This window comes from Pseudomonas sp. (genome assembly GCF_041601375.1).
Lineage (GTDB): Bacteria > Pseudomonadota > Gammaproteobacteria > Pseudomonadales > Pseudomonadaceae > Aquipseudomonas.
On sequence record NZ_JBFIIG010000077.1, the window covers coordinates 1 to 18,066 of the forward strand.

The 18,066-nt window shown below is 61.0% G+C and carries 14 protein-coding genes; all 14 read left to right on the forward strand.

All coding sequences use genetic code 11. The features are described 5' to 3' along the window. A partial coding sequence (locus ABZE94_RS11870; protein WP_372875723.1) for a type VI secretion system tip protein VgrG occupies positions 1-1,900 on the forward strand: 1,900 nt, incomplete at its 5' end. Beyond that, entirely contained in the window at positions 1,873-2,724 is an 852-nt protein-coding gene (locus ABZE94_RS11875; protein WP_372875724.1) for a DUF4123 domain-containing protein, read from the forward strand. The genes ABZE94_RS11870 and ABZE94_RS11875, both read left to right, overlap by 28 nt. Before the next feature lie 13 nt (positions 2,725-2,737). After that, a complete protein-coding gene (locus tag ABZE94_RS11880; protein WP_372875725.1) occupies positions 2,738-4,801 on the forward strand; it encodes a LysM peptidoglycan-binding domain-containing protein in 2,064 nt (687 codons plus the stop codon). Next, complete coding sequence (locus tag ABZE94_RS11885) at positions 4,794-5,777, forward strand: formylglycine-generating enzyme family protein (RefSeq protein WP_372875726.1); 984 nt, start codon at positions 4,794-4,796, stop codon at positions 5,775-5,777. Before ABZE94_RS11880 ends, ABZE94_RS11885 begins: the two co-directional genes overlap by 8 nt. Continuing rightward, positions 5,774-6,991, forward strand: a complete 1,218-nt coding sequence (locus tag ABZE94_RS11890; RefSeq protein WP_372875727.1) for a WD40/YVTN/BNR-like repeat-containing protein — start codon at positions 5,774-5,776, stop codon at positions 6,989-6,991. The genes ABZE94_RS11885 and ABZE94_RS11890 overlap by 4 nt, the downstream gene beginning before the upstream one ends. Before the next feature lie 301 nt (positions 6,992-7,292). Further along, positions 7,293-7,424, forward strand: coding sequence for a type VI secretion protein (locus ABZE94_RS11895; protein WP_372875728.1), 132 nt, complete (start codon positions 7,293-7,295; stop codon positions 7,422-7,424). Between the two features lie 19 nt (positions 7,425-7,443). Continuing rightward, positions 7,444-8,640: a type VI secretion system-associated FHA domain protein TagH gene (tagH, locus tag ABZE94_RS11900; RefSeq protein WP_372875729.1), complete on the forward strand. Its 1,197-nt coding sequence runs from the start codon at positions 7,444-7,446 to the stop codon at positions 8,638-8,640. A gap of 5 nt (positions 8,641-8,645) precedes the next feature. Further along, entirely contained in the window at positions 8,646-9,128 is a 483-nt protein-coding gene (gene tssJ / locus ABZE94_RS11905) for a type VI secretion system lipoprotein TssJ (protein ID WP_372875730.1), read from the forward strand. A 3-nt stretch (positions 9,129-9,131) separates the two neighbouring features. After that, positions 9,132-10,463 carry a type VI secretion system baseplate subunit TssK gene (tssK, locus tag ABZE94_RS11910; protein WP_372875731.1) on the forward strand — a complete coding sequence of 444 codons (1,332 nt, stop codon included), beginning with the start codon at positions 9,132-9,134 and terminating at the stop codon, positions 10,461-10,463. A gap of 2 nt (positions 10,464-10,465) precedes the next feature. Further along, positions 10,466-11,347, forward strand: a complete 882-nt coding sequence (gene icmH, locus ABZE94_RS11915; RefSeq protein WP_372875732.1) for a type IVB secretion system protein IcmH/DotU — start codon at positions 10,466-10,468, stop codon at positions 11,345-11,347. Beyond that, complete coding sequence (gene tssM, locus ABZE94_RS11920; protein WP_372875733.1) at positions 11,344-14,883, forward strand: type VI secretion system membrane subunit TssM; 3,540 nt, start codon at positions 11,344-11,346, stop codon at positions 14,881-14,883. Before icmH ends, tssM begins: the two co-directional genes overlap by 4 nt. Continuing rightward, positions 14,883-15,614 carry a PP2C family serine/threonine-protein phosphatase gene (locus ABZE94_RS11925; protein WP_372875734.1) on the forward strand — a complete coding sequence of 244 codons (732 nt, stop codon included), beginning with the start codon at positions 14,883-14,885 and terminating at the stop codon, positions 15,612-15,614. The genes tssM and ABZE94_RS11925 overlap by 1 nt, the downstream gene beginning before the upstream one ends. A 10-nt stretch (positions 15,615-15,624) precedes the next feature. After that, positions 15,625-16,620, forward strand: a complete 996-nt coding sequence (locus ABZE94_RS11930) for a serine/threonine-protein kinase (RefSeq protein WP_372875735.1) — start codon at positions 15,625-15,627, stop codon at positions 16,618-16,620. 49 nt (positions 16,621-16,669) lie between these two features. Beyond that, positions 16,670-18,066 (forward strand): type VI secretion system tip protein TssI/VgrG (gene tssI / locus ABZE94_RS11935; RefSeq protein WP_372875736.1); only part of this gene is annotated, 1,397 nt, incomplete at its 3' end.

An 18,066-nucleotide genomic window follows, 5' to 3' on the forward strand; every position in this document is an offset into this window, starting at 1 on the left:
GGGCGAATCCGGCAAACGCCTGAGCCGTTACCACATCACCCTGCGCCCGCAACTGGCCTACCTGGCGCACCGCGTGAATCAGCGGATATTCCAGCACCTCAGGGTGGAAAAGATCATCAGCCAGGTGCTGGAAGAACACGGTATCCAGAACAATGCCTACGCCTTTCAGTTCGGCCCGGACGTCTATCCCGAGCGCGAATACTGCGTGCAGTACGACGAGTCGGACCTGCACTTTATCCAGCGTCTGTGCGAGGAAGAAGGTATTCACTACCACTTCCAGCACAGCGAGCAGGGCCATGTGCTGGTCTTTGGTGACGACCAGACGGTGTTCCCGAAACTGCCGGTCACTGCCTACCAGCAGGACAGCGGCCTGGTCGCCGACGAACCGGTGGTCAAGCGCTTCGCCCTGCGCCTGGAAACCCGCAGCAACCGCGTCACCCGCCGCGATTACGACTTCGAAAAACCGCGCCTGCTGATGGAAGCGGCATTCAACAGCGAGTTCGCCCCGGACCTCGAGGACTACGACTACCCCGGCCGTTTCGTCGAGCGCGAGCGCGGCAAACACCTGAGCAAACGCACCCTGGAACGCCACCGCAGCGACTACGAGCTGGCCACTGGTGAAAGCGACCAACCGCTGCTGGTCAGCGGCCACTACCTCGATCTCGGTTCCCACCCGCGCGAGGAGTGGAACCAACTCTGGCTGCTGAGCGAAATCTTCCACCAGGGCAAGCAACCCCAGGTGCTGGAAGAGTCCATCACTAGTGCTCCCTCGCCCCTCCGGGGAGAGGGCTGGGGTGAGGGGCAAACAGGCGACACCGACTTCCAGCAGGGCTACCGCAACCGCTTCAACGCCACGCCCTGGGATGTACTGCATCGCCCACCACTTAACCACCCGAAACCCAAGGTGCTCGGCAGCCAGACCGCCGTGGTCACCGGCCCGCAAGACGAAGAAATCCACTGCGATGAGTACGGCCGGGTCAAGGTGCAGTTCCACTGGGACCGCGAAGGCCAGGGCAACGACAAAACCAGCTGCTGGCTGCGCGTCGCCTCCAGCTGGGCCGGCGACCGCTACGGCGGCATCGCCATCCCGCGAGTCGGCATGGAAGTGCTGGTCACCTTCCTCGAAGGCGACCCCGACCAACCCCTGGTCACCGGCTGCCTGTACCACAAGGAACATGTCGTCCCCTACGACCTGCCGGCGAACAAAACCCGCTCGATCTTCAAGACCCTGAGCAGCCCCGGCGGCGGCGGTTACAACGAACTGCGCATCGAGGACAAGAAAGGCGAGGAGCAGATCTACCTGCACGCCGAGCGCGACTGGGACGAAAACATCGAGCACGACCAGAAAATCCGCGTCGGCAACCAGCGTCACGACACGGTAGAGGCCAACAGCTACAGCGAATTCCAGGTCGAAGAACACCGCACCACCCACGCCGACCGCAAGGTGGAAGCGCGTAGCAACGACCACCTGACCGTCGCCACCACCCAACACGTGAAAATCGGCGTCGGCCAGTTCGTCGAAGCCGGCAACGAAATCCACTACTACGCCGGCAGCAAAGTGGTGATAGACGCCGGCATGGAACTCACCGCCAGCGGCGGTGGCAGCTTCCTCAAACTCGACCCCGGCGGCGTGACCCTCAGCGGCGCAACCATCAAAATGAACTCCGGCGGCGCGCCGGGCAAAGGTTCGGGGATCGGCATTCTGCCGCCGGTGATTCCGTGGGCGGCGGATAAGGACAAGGCGGGCGAAAAGCCGCAACTGGCGTTGGCCAACAGCCCTATGCGTCTGCGCTCCATTGCCAAAGACGACTTATTGCTGAGCGCCCAGTGCCATCAACAACCTAGTGGAACTTGCCCCTTGGAGACCTGCCCATGCGGCAAGAACAGCCAGACCATTTGAATGCAGCGCAGCACGAGCAGCTGCCTGTAGACAACGAACAGTTTTATATCCTTTTGGATGGAGCATTGCTCGAGGCGCCCGCGTTCGCCTACACGCATGACCATAGCCCAACATTGCAACAGCTCTATGCCGGTACTCGGCATAGCAGTGCTATTGAGGTCAGCCCATGTATTGTCCAACCCTCATCTGACAGTGGTCTTTGGGCTGTTGAAGATAAATGGCGCCGTTGCGGCATCGTCATACAGAGCGATGCCGGGATCCAAGTACTCGCCGAGCATCTACGCAGTCTGATCAGTATGCGCTTGCCGTCCGGACAGCTCGCCTATTGCCGCTTTTATGCGCCAAGCCAGCTGAGCCGCCTCCTGAGTAGCTTCACCGAGGGAGAGTTTTCAGCGTTTTCTGGCCCGGTACAGCGATGGTTTGCCTATGACCAAAACACTTGGCTGAGCCTGGGTGCAAGCGACAAAGGACAGCTGCGCCCGGCGGATGATGAAGGCTGGTTCTGCTTGCGCCAGGATCAGCTCGATCTGCTTCAGGCAGATGAAGAACAGTGCTTTATCGAGCGCATGGCAGCCCACTTCGACTGCCCACGGTCCACGATTCCCGAGGGCGTCGCTGCACGTGAGCGCATGGCAACGCTCATCCAACAAGCACGCCTGCTGGGTTTTGACCAGGAGTACCAGTGCACGCACTACCTCGAACTGGCCTGGCGCTTTCCAGAGGAGATTACCGCAGCCGAATTGAGCAGCCTGCTGAACGACCGCAGTCTGGCCGCGGACACACGCCTGGAACAAGCTGAGAGCCGCTTGTTCGGCTTGGCATAAAGGAGATTTGGATATGGATTATCTGGTAAAGGCCGGGGATACCCTGAGCATGATCGCCCGCAGCCACAACACCACGGTCGCCACCCTTATGCGCCTCAACCCGCAGATAGAGAATGCCGACCGTATTACACCCAAGCAGGTCATTCGCCTCCCAGGTGAACAAACCCAACAGCGGCAGACTCGCAACGTGGGTCAGGTCGCTGATTGCAGCGAGTGCGCCGACAAATATGTCGACTTGGTGCACCAGGCCAATGAGATGCTATTCATCCCATTAACGGCGGAAATGCAGCGTGCCTTTCAACAAGAAGAAGCGCGCCTCGAACAACTGATTGCGCAGTTCTACACCGGCCTGCAAGGCACCGCCGAGGCTGTTCGCGAACATAAATCCGCCTTTATTGCCCTGCTTGAAGAAGAACGGGTCATCGATGAGGCCAAACCCAGCGAGCCGTTCCGCCTTACCGAAATTCGCCGCCTTAAGGGCAACAAGCATTACAACTACGTGCGCCGCGATGACTTCTGGCAGCCGGTCAAACGCCAACGTAGCTACTCCATCAAATCGCAAGATGAAGCCAGCCGCCAAGGTTGGTTTGACCCATCAAGTGGCAAGCTCGATACCAAAAAGATGCTCGGTGCCATTGCTGACGATCTGAAGAGTCCCGAACTCAAAGCCTCCTGGACGATCTATGAGGATTTTGCCGATTGGTGCCTGTTGGAATGGCAAGGCAATCTTGCGAGCTGGAAGCCTATAGAAGGCATGGAGCCTATTACCGTGGACGTCGAAGCCCAGGCCCTGCGCTTTGCCATCGGTGCCAGCATGAGTGCCGGCTACGACCCTCTGGAGCGCAGTGCCCATATCGCGGCGCAAGCCAGCACCAGCGCCAGCTTGGTAGAAGCCAAGGGTACTGTGAGCACTACCTGGCCAGCAGAGGGACAAAGCGAGTGGAAGATCATCTACCTCGACGATGCCGGCCAAGCACAGGAGTCCTCCCTGGGCAAATTCCGCGCTAAGGTCGAACTTGAAATCACCGGCTTCGCCGGTGCCAGTGCTTTGCTTACCGCCGATGTGCAAATCGACATGAAGAACGGCATTCCACGCCTCAAAGGCGTTGGTGGCGAAAAATATCAGAAAGCCGGAGAAGGCCCGGCCAAGCTGGCAGCGAGCGCATTCGCCGGGGTCCGCGCCGATGGCAAGCTGGAAGGCAGCATCGAATGGCAGGACACCCTGGCCAGCAAACCCGAGTGGAATGCGATCTGTACCATAGGCGTCGGAGTCGGGGCTGCTTTAGGGCTGGGGCTGGATGCACAGATACTACTCAAGTGGAGCCCTCAAACAGGCAAGTTCTATTTCAATGTACATGCCGGCTTGGTTGCCGGTGCCGGCGCATCCGGCGAACTGGGTGCCGAGGTGGATGTCGGAGAGTTCGTCACTATGTTGCACTGCGTTTACAACGCTTTGCTGGAGGTAGATTTCCGACGGGTGAAAAGTATCGACGTGGGAGCCTTCGCCCAGTTGTGCGACTTTGCACTATATAGTTTGCTAACTGGGTCACCTATTCGGGTAGCGGCTACTGAACTAGGGAGTCAAGCGCTAGATAAAGTAGGAGAAAGTATAAAAATTATATTTAGAAGGCATCAAACATCTCATGCACGTGAAAGCCTAGCAATTCAAGCAGCAGAACATGTTTTACGTGATGCACTGCTGGGCCAAACCAGCTGGCTTCGCCATGCGCCCCCCGAGGTAAAAGGTCGTTTATTAGATACCATCTGCTACGACTATGGCGTAACACCATGGGACTATTACACTTTAGGCGCCAACTCCCGAGAACAAGCCATTCTTACCCTTCTGGAAAGCAGTCAGAGCTGGCGTGATTACGAAGAAACCGTTACTCGAATGAACCCCGAAGGTACAAAAGGCAACTTCGAAGCTAACCGTCAACGTCTGCGGGACTTCATGCGTCTCTATCAAGGCCATCAGCTTGAACCAATTGAGATCCGTTTAAAGCCGGCCCAACCAGTAGCAAACCAACCAGTACGTATCGCCAGGCATATAGAACTTAGTGGAATCCGTTATGCGTAAACAACTAAAGTCAGCGTCTTGCCTGCTGGCTCTGCTCCTGGCCGCTTGCCAGGCTGCCGATCCACCGCCAAAAGATGCATTAGATCAGCAACTAGCAGCGAAACTACCGGAAACCGACTATGCAACTCGGAAAAAGGTACGTGAGCTGCTAAGTAATACACTGACCAACTTGACCTATATCGAAAGTGGTACCTTTACCATGGGCGATTGGGGCGCGCTCAACGAAGATGGAACTTGGCTTCCATACTTTCCACCAACTGCTGAACAGAACAAAGCTCACCAAGTTACTCTGAGTAGCTATTCCCTTGGCAAGTACGAGGCGACTTGGGAAGAATACGACACCTTCTTGCTCGCCACGGGCAGGCCAATTATTTTGCGCGCTACCAACTTGGGTGGAAACTTTAACTTTCAAGAAGAAAAGCGGGCACCTTACTCACAAGACCCGACTGATCCTATGTATATAAAAAGGCCTGCAACTGATCGCTGGCAGGATGCAAAGGACTATTGTCTTTGGCTAGGAGAGCTAACCGGATTGCCTTTCGACTTACCCACAGAAGCCCAATTCGAATATGCCGCCAGGAACCGCGGTGAAAAATGGTTGTTCGCAACTTATAACGGTGAACCAATTGAGCATCAGCATCCATATATAGACCGCCTGAATAGATCTGGAACGCCAGTCGGCACACAACTGCCTCCCAACCCTTTGGGGCTTTATGATATGGGCGAGAATGCCAAAGAGTGGGTTAACGATTGGTATTCGTCCACATATTACAAAGAGAATCCAGAAATTACCGATCCTCAAGGGCCAGACAATGGCACTGAAAAGACCGTAAGAAGTCTGGGAGTTGGCTCCCTAGCTTTCAGCTTCAGTCGTATAGGTCTCCCCGAGAAAATTGATGACGGCCATTTAGTAACCAACGGCTTCCGCTGCGCAGTCAACAGCCCTAAACCTGTAACACTGAAGATTCCAGAATGACTTTCTATCCAGGCATTCGCTATCTTGTGCCCCTTGCCTTTTTTTTGGCATTGCTCGCTGGATGTAGCGACAACTCCAAGCCTCTTACACAAGCAGTATCATCTGCCACCTGTGAGGGCTACGGGGTGCCTGGCTGCTACTACCTACATCGCGCTCCGGAGGAAGACGAAATAAAGTCTTCTCTGGTATCACCACAAAAAATTGAATTAACGACTACCAAACAAAATTTATCGGCATATACCTCCGAGACACTTAGAATCGCCCTCAACGAAGTAGCAATTAACCCAACAGGAGAGATATTCGCCGCTGGAGGCCCTGGCCTTTCCATACTTAAATCTTCCAGAGCTTTGAGTAACTGGAAAATAGATACATTTTCTGGCTGGGGCGACTACCTACGCGGGATAACATTTACAAAGGATGGAGCTGGCTTCGCTGTTGGCAATTCGGCGAGAGTATTCAAAACGATCGCTGGGGGAGACAGCTGGACGCTCTATAACCCCGGCTTCAATTCAGATGATGATCCACATTTAAAAAATCTTGAATACACATTTTCCCGCTCTGCTTTCGCGATTGATTTTTTTGATATCAACAATGGTTTGATTGTCGGCGAAGAATTTATTCTATCCACCCAGAACGGCGGAAAAGACTGGAATAGAGTAAACGCAAAAATAGATGGCCTGGCCTTACAAAAGCTAAGCATTGTTGATCATCAAACTGCATGGACGGTCGGCAGCAACGGCACCATGCTGGTCACTACGGACAAAGGCGCGACCTGGAAACAGGTGAACCTCACCGCGGATGAGGAGGCTCCTCACCTGATGGGGGTCAGCTTTTCCAGCACGACTTCAGGTTGTGTCGGTGGTGAACATCAAGTCTGGTGCACCAGTGATGCCGGCAGCACTTGGGCTCAAGCAGAAATTCAGCCAACGCCTTTCGGCTCGACCATCACCAACCTGAAAATGCAGGATGGAAATAACGGCTGGTTCATCAACCGCACAGGGGCAATCTATAAGACCGAAAACGGAGGAAAAAACTGGAGCCGTTGGCTGAACTTCCCTGAGGTTTCAGGCCAAGTTTTTTCAGATGTTGAACTCTGGGGACTGGCACTGGACAGCAAAAACGTTTGGGCTGTCGGTATGGTGCGTTCGAAAGACGTTGCTCCCAACGTAGTTAATGCGATGAACCCTTTGATCATGAAGTGGGATGCCAAGTGAGCCTGAATTGGCACGGGGCATCGGCCGGCGCGAGGCCAAACGGGCTCACGAGCGCGGTCGCTGAACGCTCATGCAAGTCACTTGTGCATGACGGCTACAGACCCACAACACCGCATTTTGTGAAAGCCAGCGCAAGCATTGCGGTAGCAAAACGCAATCCCTTTAATCCGACTTCCTACTTCGTGAACTCGGTCAACCTGACAGAGCCGGCAATTGCACTTCAATACCCGGCCTTAAGTATCACTTCGCCACCACTCTGCGTGGCCTTCGCTTCCACTCACACTTTCAAGGAGGAAATCGCATGCAAAAACGCTATTACGCCCTCGCCCTGCTAGCCGCCCTAGCCCTCACCGGCTGCACCGGCAATTACAAGTACAGCGACGATCAATACCGCCCCCTGGGCGAACCGCAAGCAGTGAAACGCGGCAACTGACCGCAAGGAGTTAACAACCATGGAACTGGTCTTCGATGTGGTCAGTGCACAGCAGTTCGTGCCAGGTCTATTGACCACCAAAACCTTCAAGCAAGCTGGCGGCATCATTGGTCGGGCGGAGGAGTGCGACTGGGTGATTCCGGATCGCAAGCGCGTGCTGTCCAGCCGGCATGCCGAGGTGAGCTATCGCGATGGCTCGTTCTTTCTCACCGACACCAGCAGCAATGGCATTCAGCTCAAAGACAGCGGTGCCAGCCTGCGTAAGGGCCAGGCGCAACGCATCGAGCATGGCAGTGTGTATTGCTTCGGCGACTTCGAGATCCGTGCGCGGCTGATTCAGGACCCGGCAATGTTCGCCGGCGATATCGGCCGCTCGCAGCCGGCCGGCAGCATCATTCCGGATGACGCCTTCCTCGATCTCGACCCGCTGACCGCCCTCGAGCAGCAGGAGCGGGTGTATGCCGAGGTCGACGACCTGACCGCGATCATCCGCCCGCACACGGTGCAGGCGCAGCAACGCGATTACGCGCAGATCGACGAGGAAAACCTGCAGGTGCCCGAGCTGGTGATGCCGACGCCGGCACCGCAGCCCAAGCGCGCGCCAGAGCCGGTACGCCTGCCGCCAACTTTCTGGGAGAAGTTCGGCGACGCCCTCGGGGTCAAGCTCGACGACCTCGACGACGATGGCCGCGAAGCCCTGGCCCTGCATGCGGCCAAGCTGCTCAAGCAGAGCGTCGGCAGCCTGCAGCAGAGCCTGCGCACCCGCAGCGAGCTGAAGAACGAACTGCGCCTGGCCCTGACCACGGTGCAGAGCGCCGGCAACAACCCGCTCAAGCACACCGCCGACAGCAGCGAGGCGCTGACCGCCCTGCTACGCGGCGGCAAGCCCGGCGCGCTGTCCGCCGAGCAGACCATCAGCCGCAGCTTCCGCGACCTGCAAGCGCACCAGGTGGCGCTGCTCGCCGCCAGCCGCGCGGCGGTCAAGGGCATGTTCGAACAGCTGTCGCCGGAGCAACTGAGCCTGCGTTTCGAGCGCGAAGGGCGCAAGCCGTTGATCGCCACCGCTGGCAGCCGCTGGCGCGCTTACCGTCGTCTGCACAATGCATTGGGGCAGAACGACGACTGGAGCGACCGCCTGTTCGCCCGCGACTTCGCCAACACCTATGAAGAACAGGTTCGCCTGATCGCCACCCTCAACAACGACGTTCAAGGATGATCCCCATGCATCGCTTTTTCCCCCTGGCCCTGCTGGCCGCGTTACTGGCCCTCGGCGGTTGCTCGGCGCTGTCGCCGTATTCCGATATGACCAAGCTCGACCTGAGCATCCGCGGCAGCGAACAGCTCAACCCGGACCTCAATGGCCGGCCCTCGCCGATCGTCCTGCGCCTGATCGAACTCAAGCACCCGGTGGCCTTCGAAAGTGCCGATTTCTTCTCGCTCTATCAGCGCCCGAAAGAAGCCCTGGCGCCGGACATGGTGACCCTCGAAGAGTTCGAGTTGCGCCCGGGCGAGCACCGCGAAATGAAGCTGTCGGTGCAGGAAGGTAGCCGTTACGTCGGCGTGCTCGCCGCCTACCGCGACCTGCCGGAAAGCAACTGGCGCGTGGTGATTCCATTGCAGGAGCAGGAACGCAACAGCAGCGAACTGGTGCTCGATGCCCAGGGCATCAAAGCGCTGGACGACAACGCCAAGGAAGGGAAATAAGCCATGGCCATGCATAAAGTGGTCTGGCAGGAAGGCATGTTGCTGCGCCCGCAGCACTTCCAGCAGAACGACCGTTACTACGACTACCAGTTGAAAACCCGCACGCAAAAACTCGACAGCTATGCCTGGGGCTTTTTCGAGCTGGAGATCGACCGTCAATTCCTCAATATGGGCAAGCTGGTGGTGAGCAAGGCCAGCGGCATCCTGCCCGACGGTACCCTGTTCGACATCGGCGCCGAACGCGAGCCGCTGGCCCTGGACGTGCCACCGAACACCGGCAACACGCCAGTGTACCTGGCCCTGCCGCTGGTCACCGGCAACCATATCGAGAGCCGCCGCCCAGAGCAGCAGGACGTATTGGCGCGCTTTACCGCGTTCGACGAGGAAGTCGCCGACTCCAACGCCGGCGACAGCGCCTCCAGCCAGGTCAGCTGCGGCCGCCCGGACTTCCGGCTGCTGCTCGGCGAGCAGCAGAGCGACCAGGCCTACGTCAAATTGCAGCTGTGCGATGTGCTCGACACCACCCCGGACGGGGTGATCAGCATCGACCCGGAGTTCATCCCGACCTACGTCAACTTCCAGGCTTCCGGCTATCTGCTCAGCTGCCTCAAGGAAGTGATCAGCATGCTCGCCCACCGTGGCGACATCCTCGCCGAGCGGATTCGCGCCACCGGCAAGGTCGGCGGCGCGGAAGTCGGCGACTTCATGATGCTGCAGCTAATCAACCGCTTCGAGCCGGTGCTGCGTCATTATCTGGGCATCGAACAGGTGCACCCTGAGCATATCTACCGCGAGCTGCTCGGCCTGCTCGGCGAGCTGGCGACCTTCTCCAGCGAGATCAAGCGTCCGCGCCTGGAGGGCCGCTACCTGCACAGCGACCAGGGTTTGAGCTTCCGCAAGCTGATGGACGCGATCCGCCAGGTGCTGTCGATGGTCCTGGAACAGCACGCCATCGAACTGCTGCTGCAACAGCGTCAGTACGGCATTCAGGTGTCGCCACTGCACGACCACAAGCTGCTCGGCACCTCTTCTTTCGTCCTCGCCGCCAGCGCCCAGTGCGACTCGGAAGAGCTGCGCAATCGCTTGCCGGCGCACCTCAAGGTCGGCCCGGTGGAGAGCATCCGCCAACTGGTCAACCTGCACCTACCGGGGATCAAGGTCAAACCGCTGCCGGTGGCGCCGCGGCAGATCCCGTTCCACTCGGGCAAAACCTACTTCGCCTTGGAGCTCGGCTCCGAGGAACTGGCGCAGCTGGAACGCTCCGGCGGCTTCGCCTTCCACGTGTCCGGCGAGTTCTCCGGGCTTGAGCTGAAATTCTGGGCGATCAGGAACTGACGATGACTACCAAGGAAATGGAATACGGCCAGGACGACAAAACCGTCATCCTCAACCGCAAGGGCGATGCCCCCGCGCACAGCCCGCTGACCGACTTCGCCGCGCCGCCGAAATTCGAGCAGCTGGAAGAGCGGATGATTTACGCCGCCCGTCTGCGCCCGGCGGAAACCTTCAATATCAGCCTCAACCCGCTGGTCGCGGCGGCGTCCAACCTGCTCTCGGAAGTGGTGCGGCTGAAGCACAGTTTCGAGAGCGAAGACCTGCACGCGCTGCACCAGCGTCTGTCCAGCGCGATCAAGCTGTTTGAGCACCGCGCCCTGCACGAAGGAGCCGAAAGCAGCCAGGTGATGGCCGCGCGTTACGTGCTCTGCACCGTGGTCGACGAGGCCGTGGTGACCACGCCCTGGGGCAATGAGAGCGAGTGGTCGCAGATGAGTCTGCTGTCGAGCTTCCACAACGAAACCTTCGGCGGCGAGAAGTTCTTCCAGCTGCTCGAGCGCCTGTCGCGCAACCCGGTCAAGCACCTGCCGATGCTCGAACTGATGTACCTGTGCCTGTCCCTGGGTTTCGAGGGCAAGTACCGCGTATTGCCGCGCGGCATGCTTGAACTGGAAGCGGTGCGCGACAGCCTCTACCGGCAGATCCGCCAGATGCGCGGCGACGTGCCGCGGGAAGTCTCGCCGCACTGGCAGGGCCTCAAGGATACCCGCCGGCGCCTGGTGCGCATCGTGCCCTGGTGGCTGGTGGCGCTGTTCACCCTGATGTGCCTGGCCGTGATGTACGGCGGTTTCGCCTGGGTACTGGGCGAACAGCGCGAAACGATTTTGCAGCCGTACGAGCAACTCGACCCGTCCGCGGGTGTAAGCATGGATGATCAGAAATGAAGAGCTTTTTCGGCAAGTTAGCCGCCTTTTTCCGCAAGACCTGGGTCTGGAGCCTGTGCCTGGTATTGGTCCTGGCGCTGCTGGTGTGGTTCGTCGGCCCGTTGCTCGCAGTCGACGATTACAAGTTCTGGGAGTCGGCCACCAGCCGCCTGCTGACCATCAGCGGCTTGTTCCTGATCTGGGGCCTGGCCATGGTCTTCGCCAGTTGGAAGGCCACCGCGCGCAAGAAGGCCGAGGAAGACGACGCCGACGCCCAGGAGCGCCTGCGCCGCGAAGGCATGATCAACGAGGAGCAGATCGAACTGCGCCAGCGCTTCAAGCAGGCGCTGCACACCTTGAAACGCTCCAGCCTGTACCGCGGCCGTAGCGAGAAGTGGCGCAACGAGCTGCCCTGGTACCTGCTGCTCGGTCCCCAGGGCAGCGGCAAGACCAGCCTGCTGGACTTCTCCGGTCTGGACTTCCCACTTAACCGCGGCGAGCAACAGCGCCTGACCAAGGACGTCTCCGGCACCCGTTACGCCGATTGGTATTTCGCCGATCACGCGGTGCTGATCGACACCGCCGGGCGCTACCTGACCCAGCCCGACCCGCAGATCGACGGCCGCGCCTGGGACTGCCTGCTCGGCCTGCTGCGCAAGCGCCGCGCGCGTCCGCTGAATGGTGTGCTGGTGAATATCCCGCTCGAACACCTGCAAGGTGGCAGCGAGATCGAACTGGAAAACCTCGCTCGCCAAACCCGTCAGCGCCTGCATGAAATCAATCAGCGCCTGGGCGTCGATGTGCCGGTGTACCTGGTACTGAGCAAAGCCGACAAGGTGATGGGCTTCGACGAGTTCTTCGATCAACTGTCGCGCGAAGAAAGCGATCAGGTGCTCGGCGCCAGCTTCCGCAAGGAGCAGAACGCCACCGACGTGCAGGTGATCCGCCAGGAGTTCGAAGAACTGCTGCGCCGCCTCAACAGCCAGGTGATCCTGCGCATGCACCAGGAGCGCGACACCCAGCGCCGCGGCCGTATCCTAGATTTCCCGCATCAGCTTGGGCTGATCGGCGAGCGTCTGTGCCTGTTCAGCGAGCTGGCCTTTACCGGCAACCGCTACCAGCGCGCCAGCCAGTTGCGCGGCTTCTACCTCACCAGCGCACCGGAACTGAACAGCCAGCTCGACCCGAGCACCAGCGGCATCGGCCGCAACCTCGGCCTGGCCAGCAGCGCCCTGCCGACCTTCCGCAGCGGTCGTGCCCGCTTTATCAACCACGTACTGAGCCGAGTGATCTTCCCGGAAGCGGACCTCGCCGGTCTCGACCAGAAAGAAGTGCGCCGTATCGATTGGGGCCAGCGCGCCATGTACGCCACCGCCTTCGTCTTCCTCGCGCTGTTCGGCGCGCTCTGGGCCAACGGCTTCTCCGGCAACCATGATCGCCTGGAACAATTGCGCGATATCGCCCAGCAGCTGACCCAGCAACGCGCCGGCATCGGCGCCCAGGACGACGCCCTGCAAACCCTCAAGGCCCTGGACAGCAGCTATGCCGCGACCCAGGTGTTCCCGCCGGTGGATGACGCGGCCTATGTGCAGCGCGGCGGTCTGTATCAGGGCGAGAAAGTCGACCCGACCCTGCAACGCGTGTACCGCGGCGAGCTGGAAAACCTGCTGCTGTCGCGCGTCGGCCGTCAGCTGGAAGCGCAAGTTCGCGCCAACTTGGGCGACCGCGAGCGCCTGCTCAACAGCCTGCGCGCCTACCTGATGCTCAATCTCGAAGAGCGTCGCGACAACGCCTTCCTGCAGGAGTGGCTGGCCGCCGACTGGTCGCTGCGCTATGCCGGCAACAGTGCCGGCCAGCGTGGTCTCAATCAGCACTTCGAGCGTCTGCTGTCGGAGTCGTTCGCGCCCTACTCGCTCAATGATCCCCTGGTCGCCCAGGCCCGTCAGGTACTGCGCAGCGAGTCGCTGGCCAACGTGGTCTACCGCATGCTCCGCGAACAAGCGCGCAGCCTGCCGGAGTACCGCCTGAGCCAGAAACTCGGCCCGCAAGCCGCAGTGTTCGCCGGCAGCGACTACGCCATCCCGGGCTTCTACACCCAGGTCGGCTATCAGAAAACCTTCACCGCCAAGGGCGCCGACCTGGTGCGCGATATCCTGCGCGACAACTGGGTACTCGGCGAAGGCGACACCCTCAGCAGCAACGACCTCAGCCGCCTGCTGGTGGAAATGGAGCAGCTGTACTTCCGCGACTACGCCAACTACTGGGGCGAAGCCCTGGCGCAGTTGAGCCTGGAGCCGATCGGCAGCGCCAATCAGGGTGCGCTGCAACTGGCCGGCCTCACCGCGGCCAACTCGCCGCTGCTGCAACTGCTGGTGGAAGTACGCGACAACACCCGCTTCAAGGGCATGGCCGAAGCCGCGGACAGCGCAGGCGATGCCGCCGATGCGCTGAAAGGCGCCAGAGGCAAGCTGGGCAAGGTCGCCAAGATCGCCGGCGCCGCCGCCGAACAGGCGCAAGCGGCGCTGGTGAAGAACCTGCCGGACACCGCCCGGAAAACCCTGGAGCGGCGCTTCGAGCCGCTGCACCGTTTGCTCGACGACAACGGCGGCGCCGGCCCGGAACTGGCCGCGACCCTGCAAGCGCTGGACGATCTGCAGCGCCAACTGGCCAGCCTGGCCCACGCCAGCGCCCCGGAGCAGGCGGCGTTCGAACTGGCCAAGGCGCGCATGGGCGGCAGACGCGATGCCATCAACCAGGTGCGCAGCAGCGCCGCGCGCCTGCCGCAACCGGTCGGCAACTGGCTCGGCCTGCTCGCCGAAGACAGCTGGATGTTGGTGCTCAACGACGCCTACCACTACCTCAACCAGCGCTATAAGAGCGAGCTGTACGCCGCTTACAAGGGCTCGTTGAAGCAGCGTTATCCGTTCAGCGCGCACAGCGAAAGCGACGTGGCGATTGCCGACTTCCGTGAGTTCTTCAAGGCCCAGGGTATCGCCGAGCGCTTCTTCGACGGCTACCTCAAGCCCTTCGTCAGCGGCAGCGCCGGCCAGTACCAGGTACGTCGCATCGACGGCCGCGGCTTGCCGCTGTCGCGCGAGTTCCTGCTGCAGATGAGCCACACGCAAACCATCCGCCGCAGCTTCTTCGCCGAGAACCCCAACGAGCCGAAAGTGCTGTTCAAGCTCGAGCCCTACTCGCTGGATTCCAGCCTGGGTCGTGCGGACTTCCGCTTCGGCAGCCAGCGCATGGAATATCGCCACGGGCCGATCGTGCAGACCGCCTTCAGCTGGCCGGCCGAGGCCAACGAGGGCCGCACCAGCCTGGTGGTCGAGGAACTCGGTGGGCATAAGGTCGGCATCGAAATGAACAGTGGGCCTTGGTCGCTGTTCCGCCTGCTCGACCTGATGAGCGTCGACTACCACAGCGGTCGCGACGTGCTGATGCTCAAGGCCGACCTCGGCGGCCGCCACGCCAACTACCTGTTGCACAGCCAGCGCTCGCCGAACCCCTTCGACCTCGACCTGCTACGCGGCTTCAAGCTGCCGGCAACGCTCTGATGACGGAGGCCATCGTCAGCGCGTGGCGTAGCGCCGCGCGCACCGAGACCGGCAAGGTGCGGGGGCGCAACGAAGATGCGTTCCTGGCCCTGCCGGAGCAGGGCCTGTGGGTGGTCGCCGATGGCATGGGCGGGCACCAGAACGGCGCTCTGGCCAGCCGCCTGATAGTCGAGTCGCTGGCCGAGCCCAGCGAAGGCGACCTGCAACAACGCCTGGCCGAACTGCGCAAGCGCCTGCACGGGCTCAACCGCCGCCTCGGCCAGGAATTGACAGTGACCGCCGCGCAACCGGACCCGGTGATCGGCAGCACCGTGGTCGCCCTGCTGATCGACGGCGACCGCGCCGCCTGCATCTGGGCCGGCGACAGCCGCTGCTACCTGTGGCGCGGCAGCCGCCTGTACCAACTCAGCCGCGATCACTCGCTGCTGCAACAGCTGATCGACGAACAGCAGCTGAGCCCGGCCGAGGCCGCGCGTCACCCGGCGGCCCACGCCCTGACCCGCGCCATCGGCGCCAGCGAAGAGCTGAAGCTGGAGATTCTCGAACTGGATATCCTGCCCGGCGATGCCTTTCTGCTGTGCAGCGACGGTCTCTATCAGGATCTGTCGGCCGACCAACTGGGCGCCGCACTCAATCTGCCGTCGCCGCAGCTGACCCTCAATCGCTTGTTCCAGCGGGTGCTCGACGGCCCGGCGCGGGACAACCTGAGTGCGGTGGTGATCCGCCGATGAGGAGCCAAGGATGAGCGAACAGTTGCTCGACGAGCCGTTAGCGGTAACTGACGAGGCCAGCAACCTGACCTATTTCGCCCTGGCCGCCACTGCGGCCAAACCGGCGGAAAAGGCGCCCAGGCCGGTAGTCAGCGAACTGCCGGAGGTGCTCGGCGGGCGCTACAGGATCGAGCGCCTGCTCGGAGTCGGCGGCATGGGCGCGGTGTATCGCGCCCGTGACCTGCTGCGCGAACAGTTCGGCGACCCCGAGCCCTATGTGGCGCTGAAAACCCTCAGCGACGACTTTGCCGAATACCCGGACGCCAACTCCCTGCTCTACAGCGAATTCGCCCTTACGGCACGGCTCACCCATCCCCATGTGGTGCGCCTGTTCGGCTTCGAGGTCGACGTGCCGAGCCAGCGCGCCTTTCTGATCCTCGAATTGCTCAAGGGCTTGACCCTCGATCAATTGCTCTGCGAGCGCCCCGAAGGTTTGCCCTGGAGCGAGCTGCAGGAAATCGCCATCGCCCTGCTCGACGCCCTGAGTTATTCGCACAGCCTCGGCGTGCTGCATGGCGACCTGAAGCCCAGCAATGTGATGCTCGCCGAAGACGGTTTGCGCCTGTTCGATTATGGTCTCGGCCAGCCGGTGGAAGGTCTGCTGCCCGGCCTGCCGCGTCTGTGCCGCAACCGCTTTACCGCCTGGACCCCGCGTTACGCCGCGCTGGAATTGCTCGACGGCGCACCGCTGTCCGCCGCGGCCGATGTCTATGCCCTGGCCTGCGTGCTTTACGAGTTGGCCAGCGGCCGTCATCCGTTCCGCCGCCTCAGCGCCAAACAGGCCAAGGCGATGGAGCTGGATAAGCAACTGCAACGGCCGGAGCAATTGCCGGCGCACTGCTGGCCGGCGTTGCGTACCGCCCTGGCATTCGAGGAGGCGCAGCGCGGCATCGATTGCGCGCGGTTGCTGGCGGTGTTTCGTCGGCCGCCGCCAAGCCGCTGGTCGCGTTGGTTGGGACGCAGCTGAACTCAGCTGATGCAGCATCAATGGACGATCTTTTTACAAGGAAATGAGCATGTTCAACCCGGCCAATGAAACCCACTTCAGCCTGACCATCGAAGGCCTCGAACACGATCTGCAAGTGCTCGAATTCAGCGGCCGCGAGGCGATCAGCCAACCCTATCGCTTCGAACTGGAGTTGATCAGCGAACGGCCGGACCTCGACCTGCAAAGTCTGCTGCACCAGCCCGCCTTCCTCGCCTTCACGCCTGACGAGCTGGGCGTACACGGCTTGATCTACCAGGTCGCCCAGGGCGAGTCCGGCAAGCGCCTGACCCGCTACACGATCTCCCTGGTGCCGCAGCTCAGCTACCTGACCCACCGCCACAACCAGCGCATCTTCCAGCACCTGACGGTGCCGCAGATAGTCGCCCAGGTGTTGCAGGAGCACGGCATCCAGGCTAACGCCTACCAATTCCAGCTCGGCCCGACGGTCTATCCCGAGCGCGATTACTGCGTGCAGTACGACGAATCGGACCTGCATTTCATCCAGCGCCTGTGCGAGGAAGAAGGTATCCACTACCACTTCCAGCACAGCCCGCAGGGCCACGTGCTGATCTTCGGCGACGACCAGAGCGCCTTCGACAAACTCGGCCAGCCCACCGCCTACCTGCAGGACAACGGCATGACCGCCGACGAGCCGGTGGTCAAACGCCTCAAAGTGCGCCTGGAAACCCGCACCAGCCGCACCACCCGCCGCGACTACGATTTCGAACAGCCACGCCTGCTGCTGGAAGCTGCCTTCAAAGCCGAGCGCGACCCCGAAACCAAACCGTTGCCGGACCTGGAAGACTACGACTACCCCGGCCGTTACACCGACCGCACCCGCGGCAAACACCTGAGCCAACGCCACCTCGAACGCCACCGCGCCGACTACCGCCTGGCCGAAGGCCGCAGCGACCAACCGAAACTGCTCAGCGGCCACTTCCTCGAACTCTCCGACCACCCGCGCCCGGACTGCAACGACCTCTGGCTGCTGCACGAAGTCATCCACCAGGGCAAACAACCGCAAGTGCTGGAAGAATCGGTGACCAGCCATGCCGAGCTCAGCGATGGTTTCCAGCAGGGCTACCGCAACCGCTTCACCGCCACTCCTTGGGACGTGCCCTACCGCCCACCGCTGGCACACCCCAAACCCCGCGTGCTCGGCAGCCAGAGCGCCGTGGTCACCGGCCCTGCCGGCGAAGAAATCCACTGCGACGAATACGGCCGGATCAAAGTGCAATTCTTCTGGGATCGCTTGGGTGCGGCCGACGACAAAACCAGCTGCTGGCTGCGCGTCTCCAACAGCTGGGCCGGCGACAACTACGGCGGCATCGCCATCCCGCGCATCGGCATGGAAGTGCTGGTCACCTTCCTCGAAGGCGACCCCGATCAACCCCTGGTCACCGGCTGCCTGTACCACAAGGAACA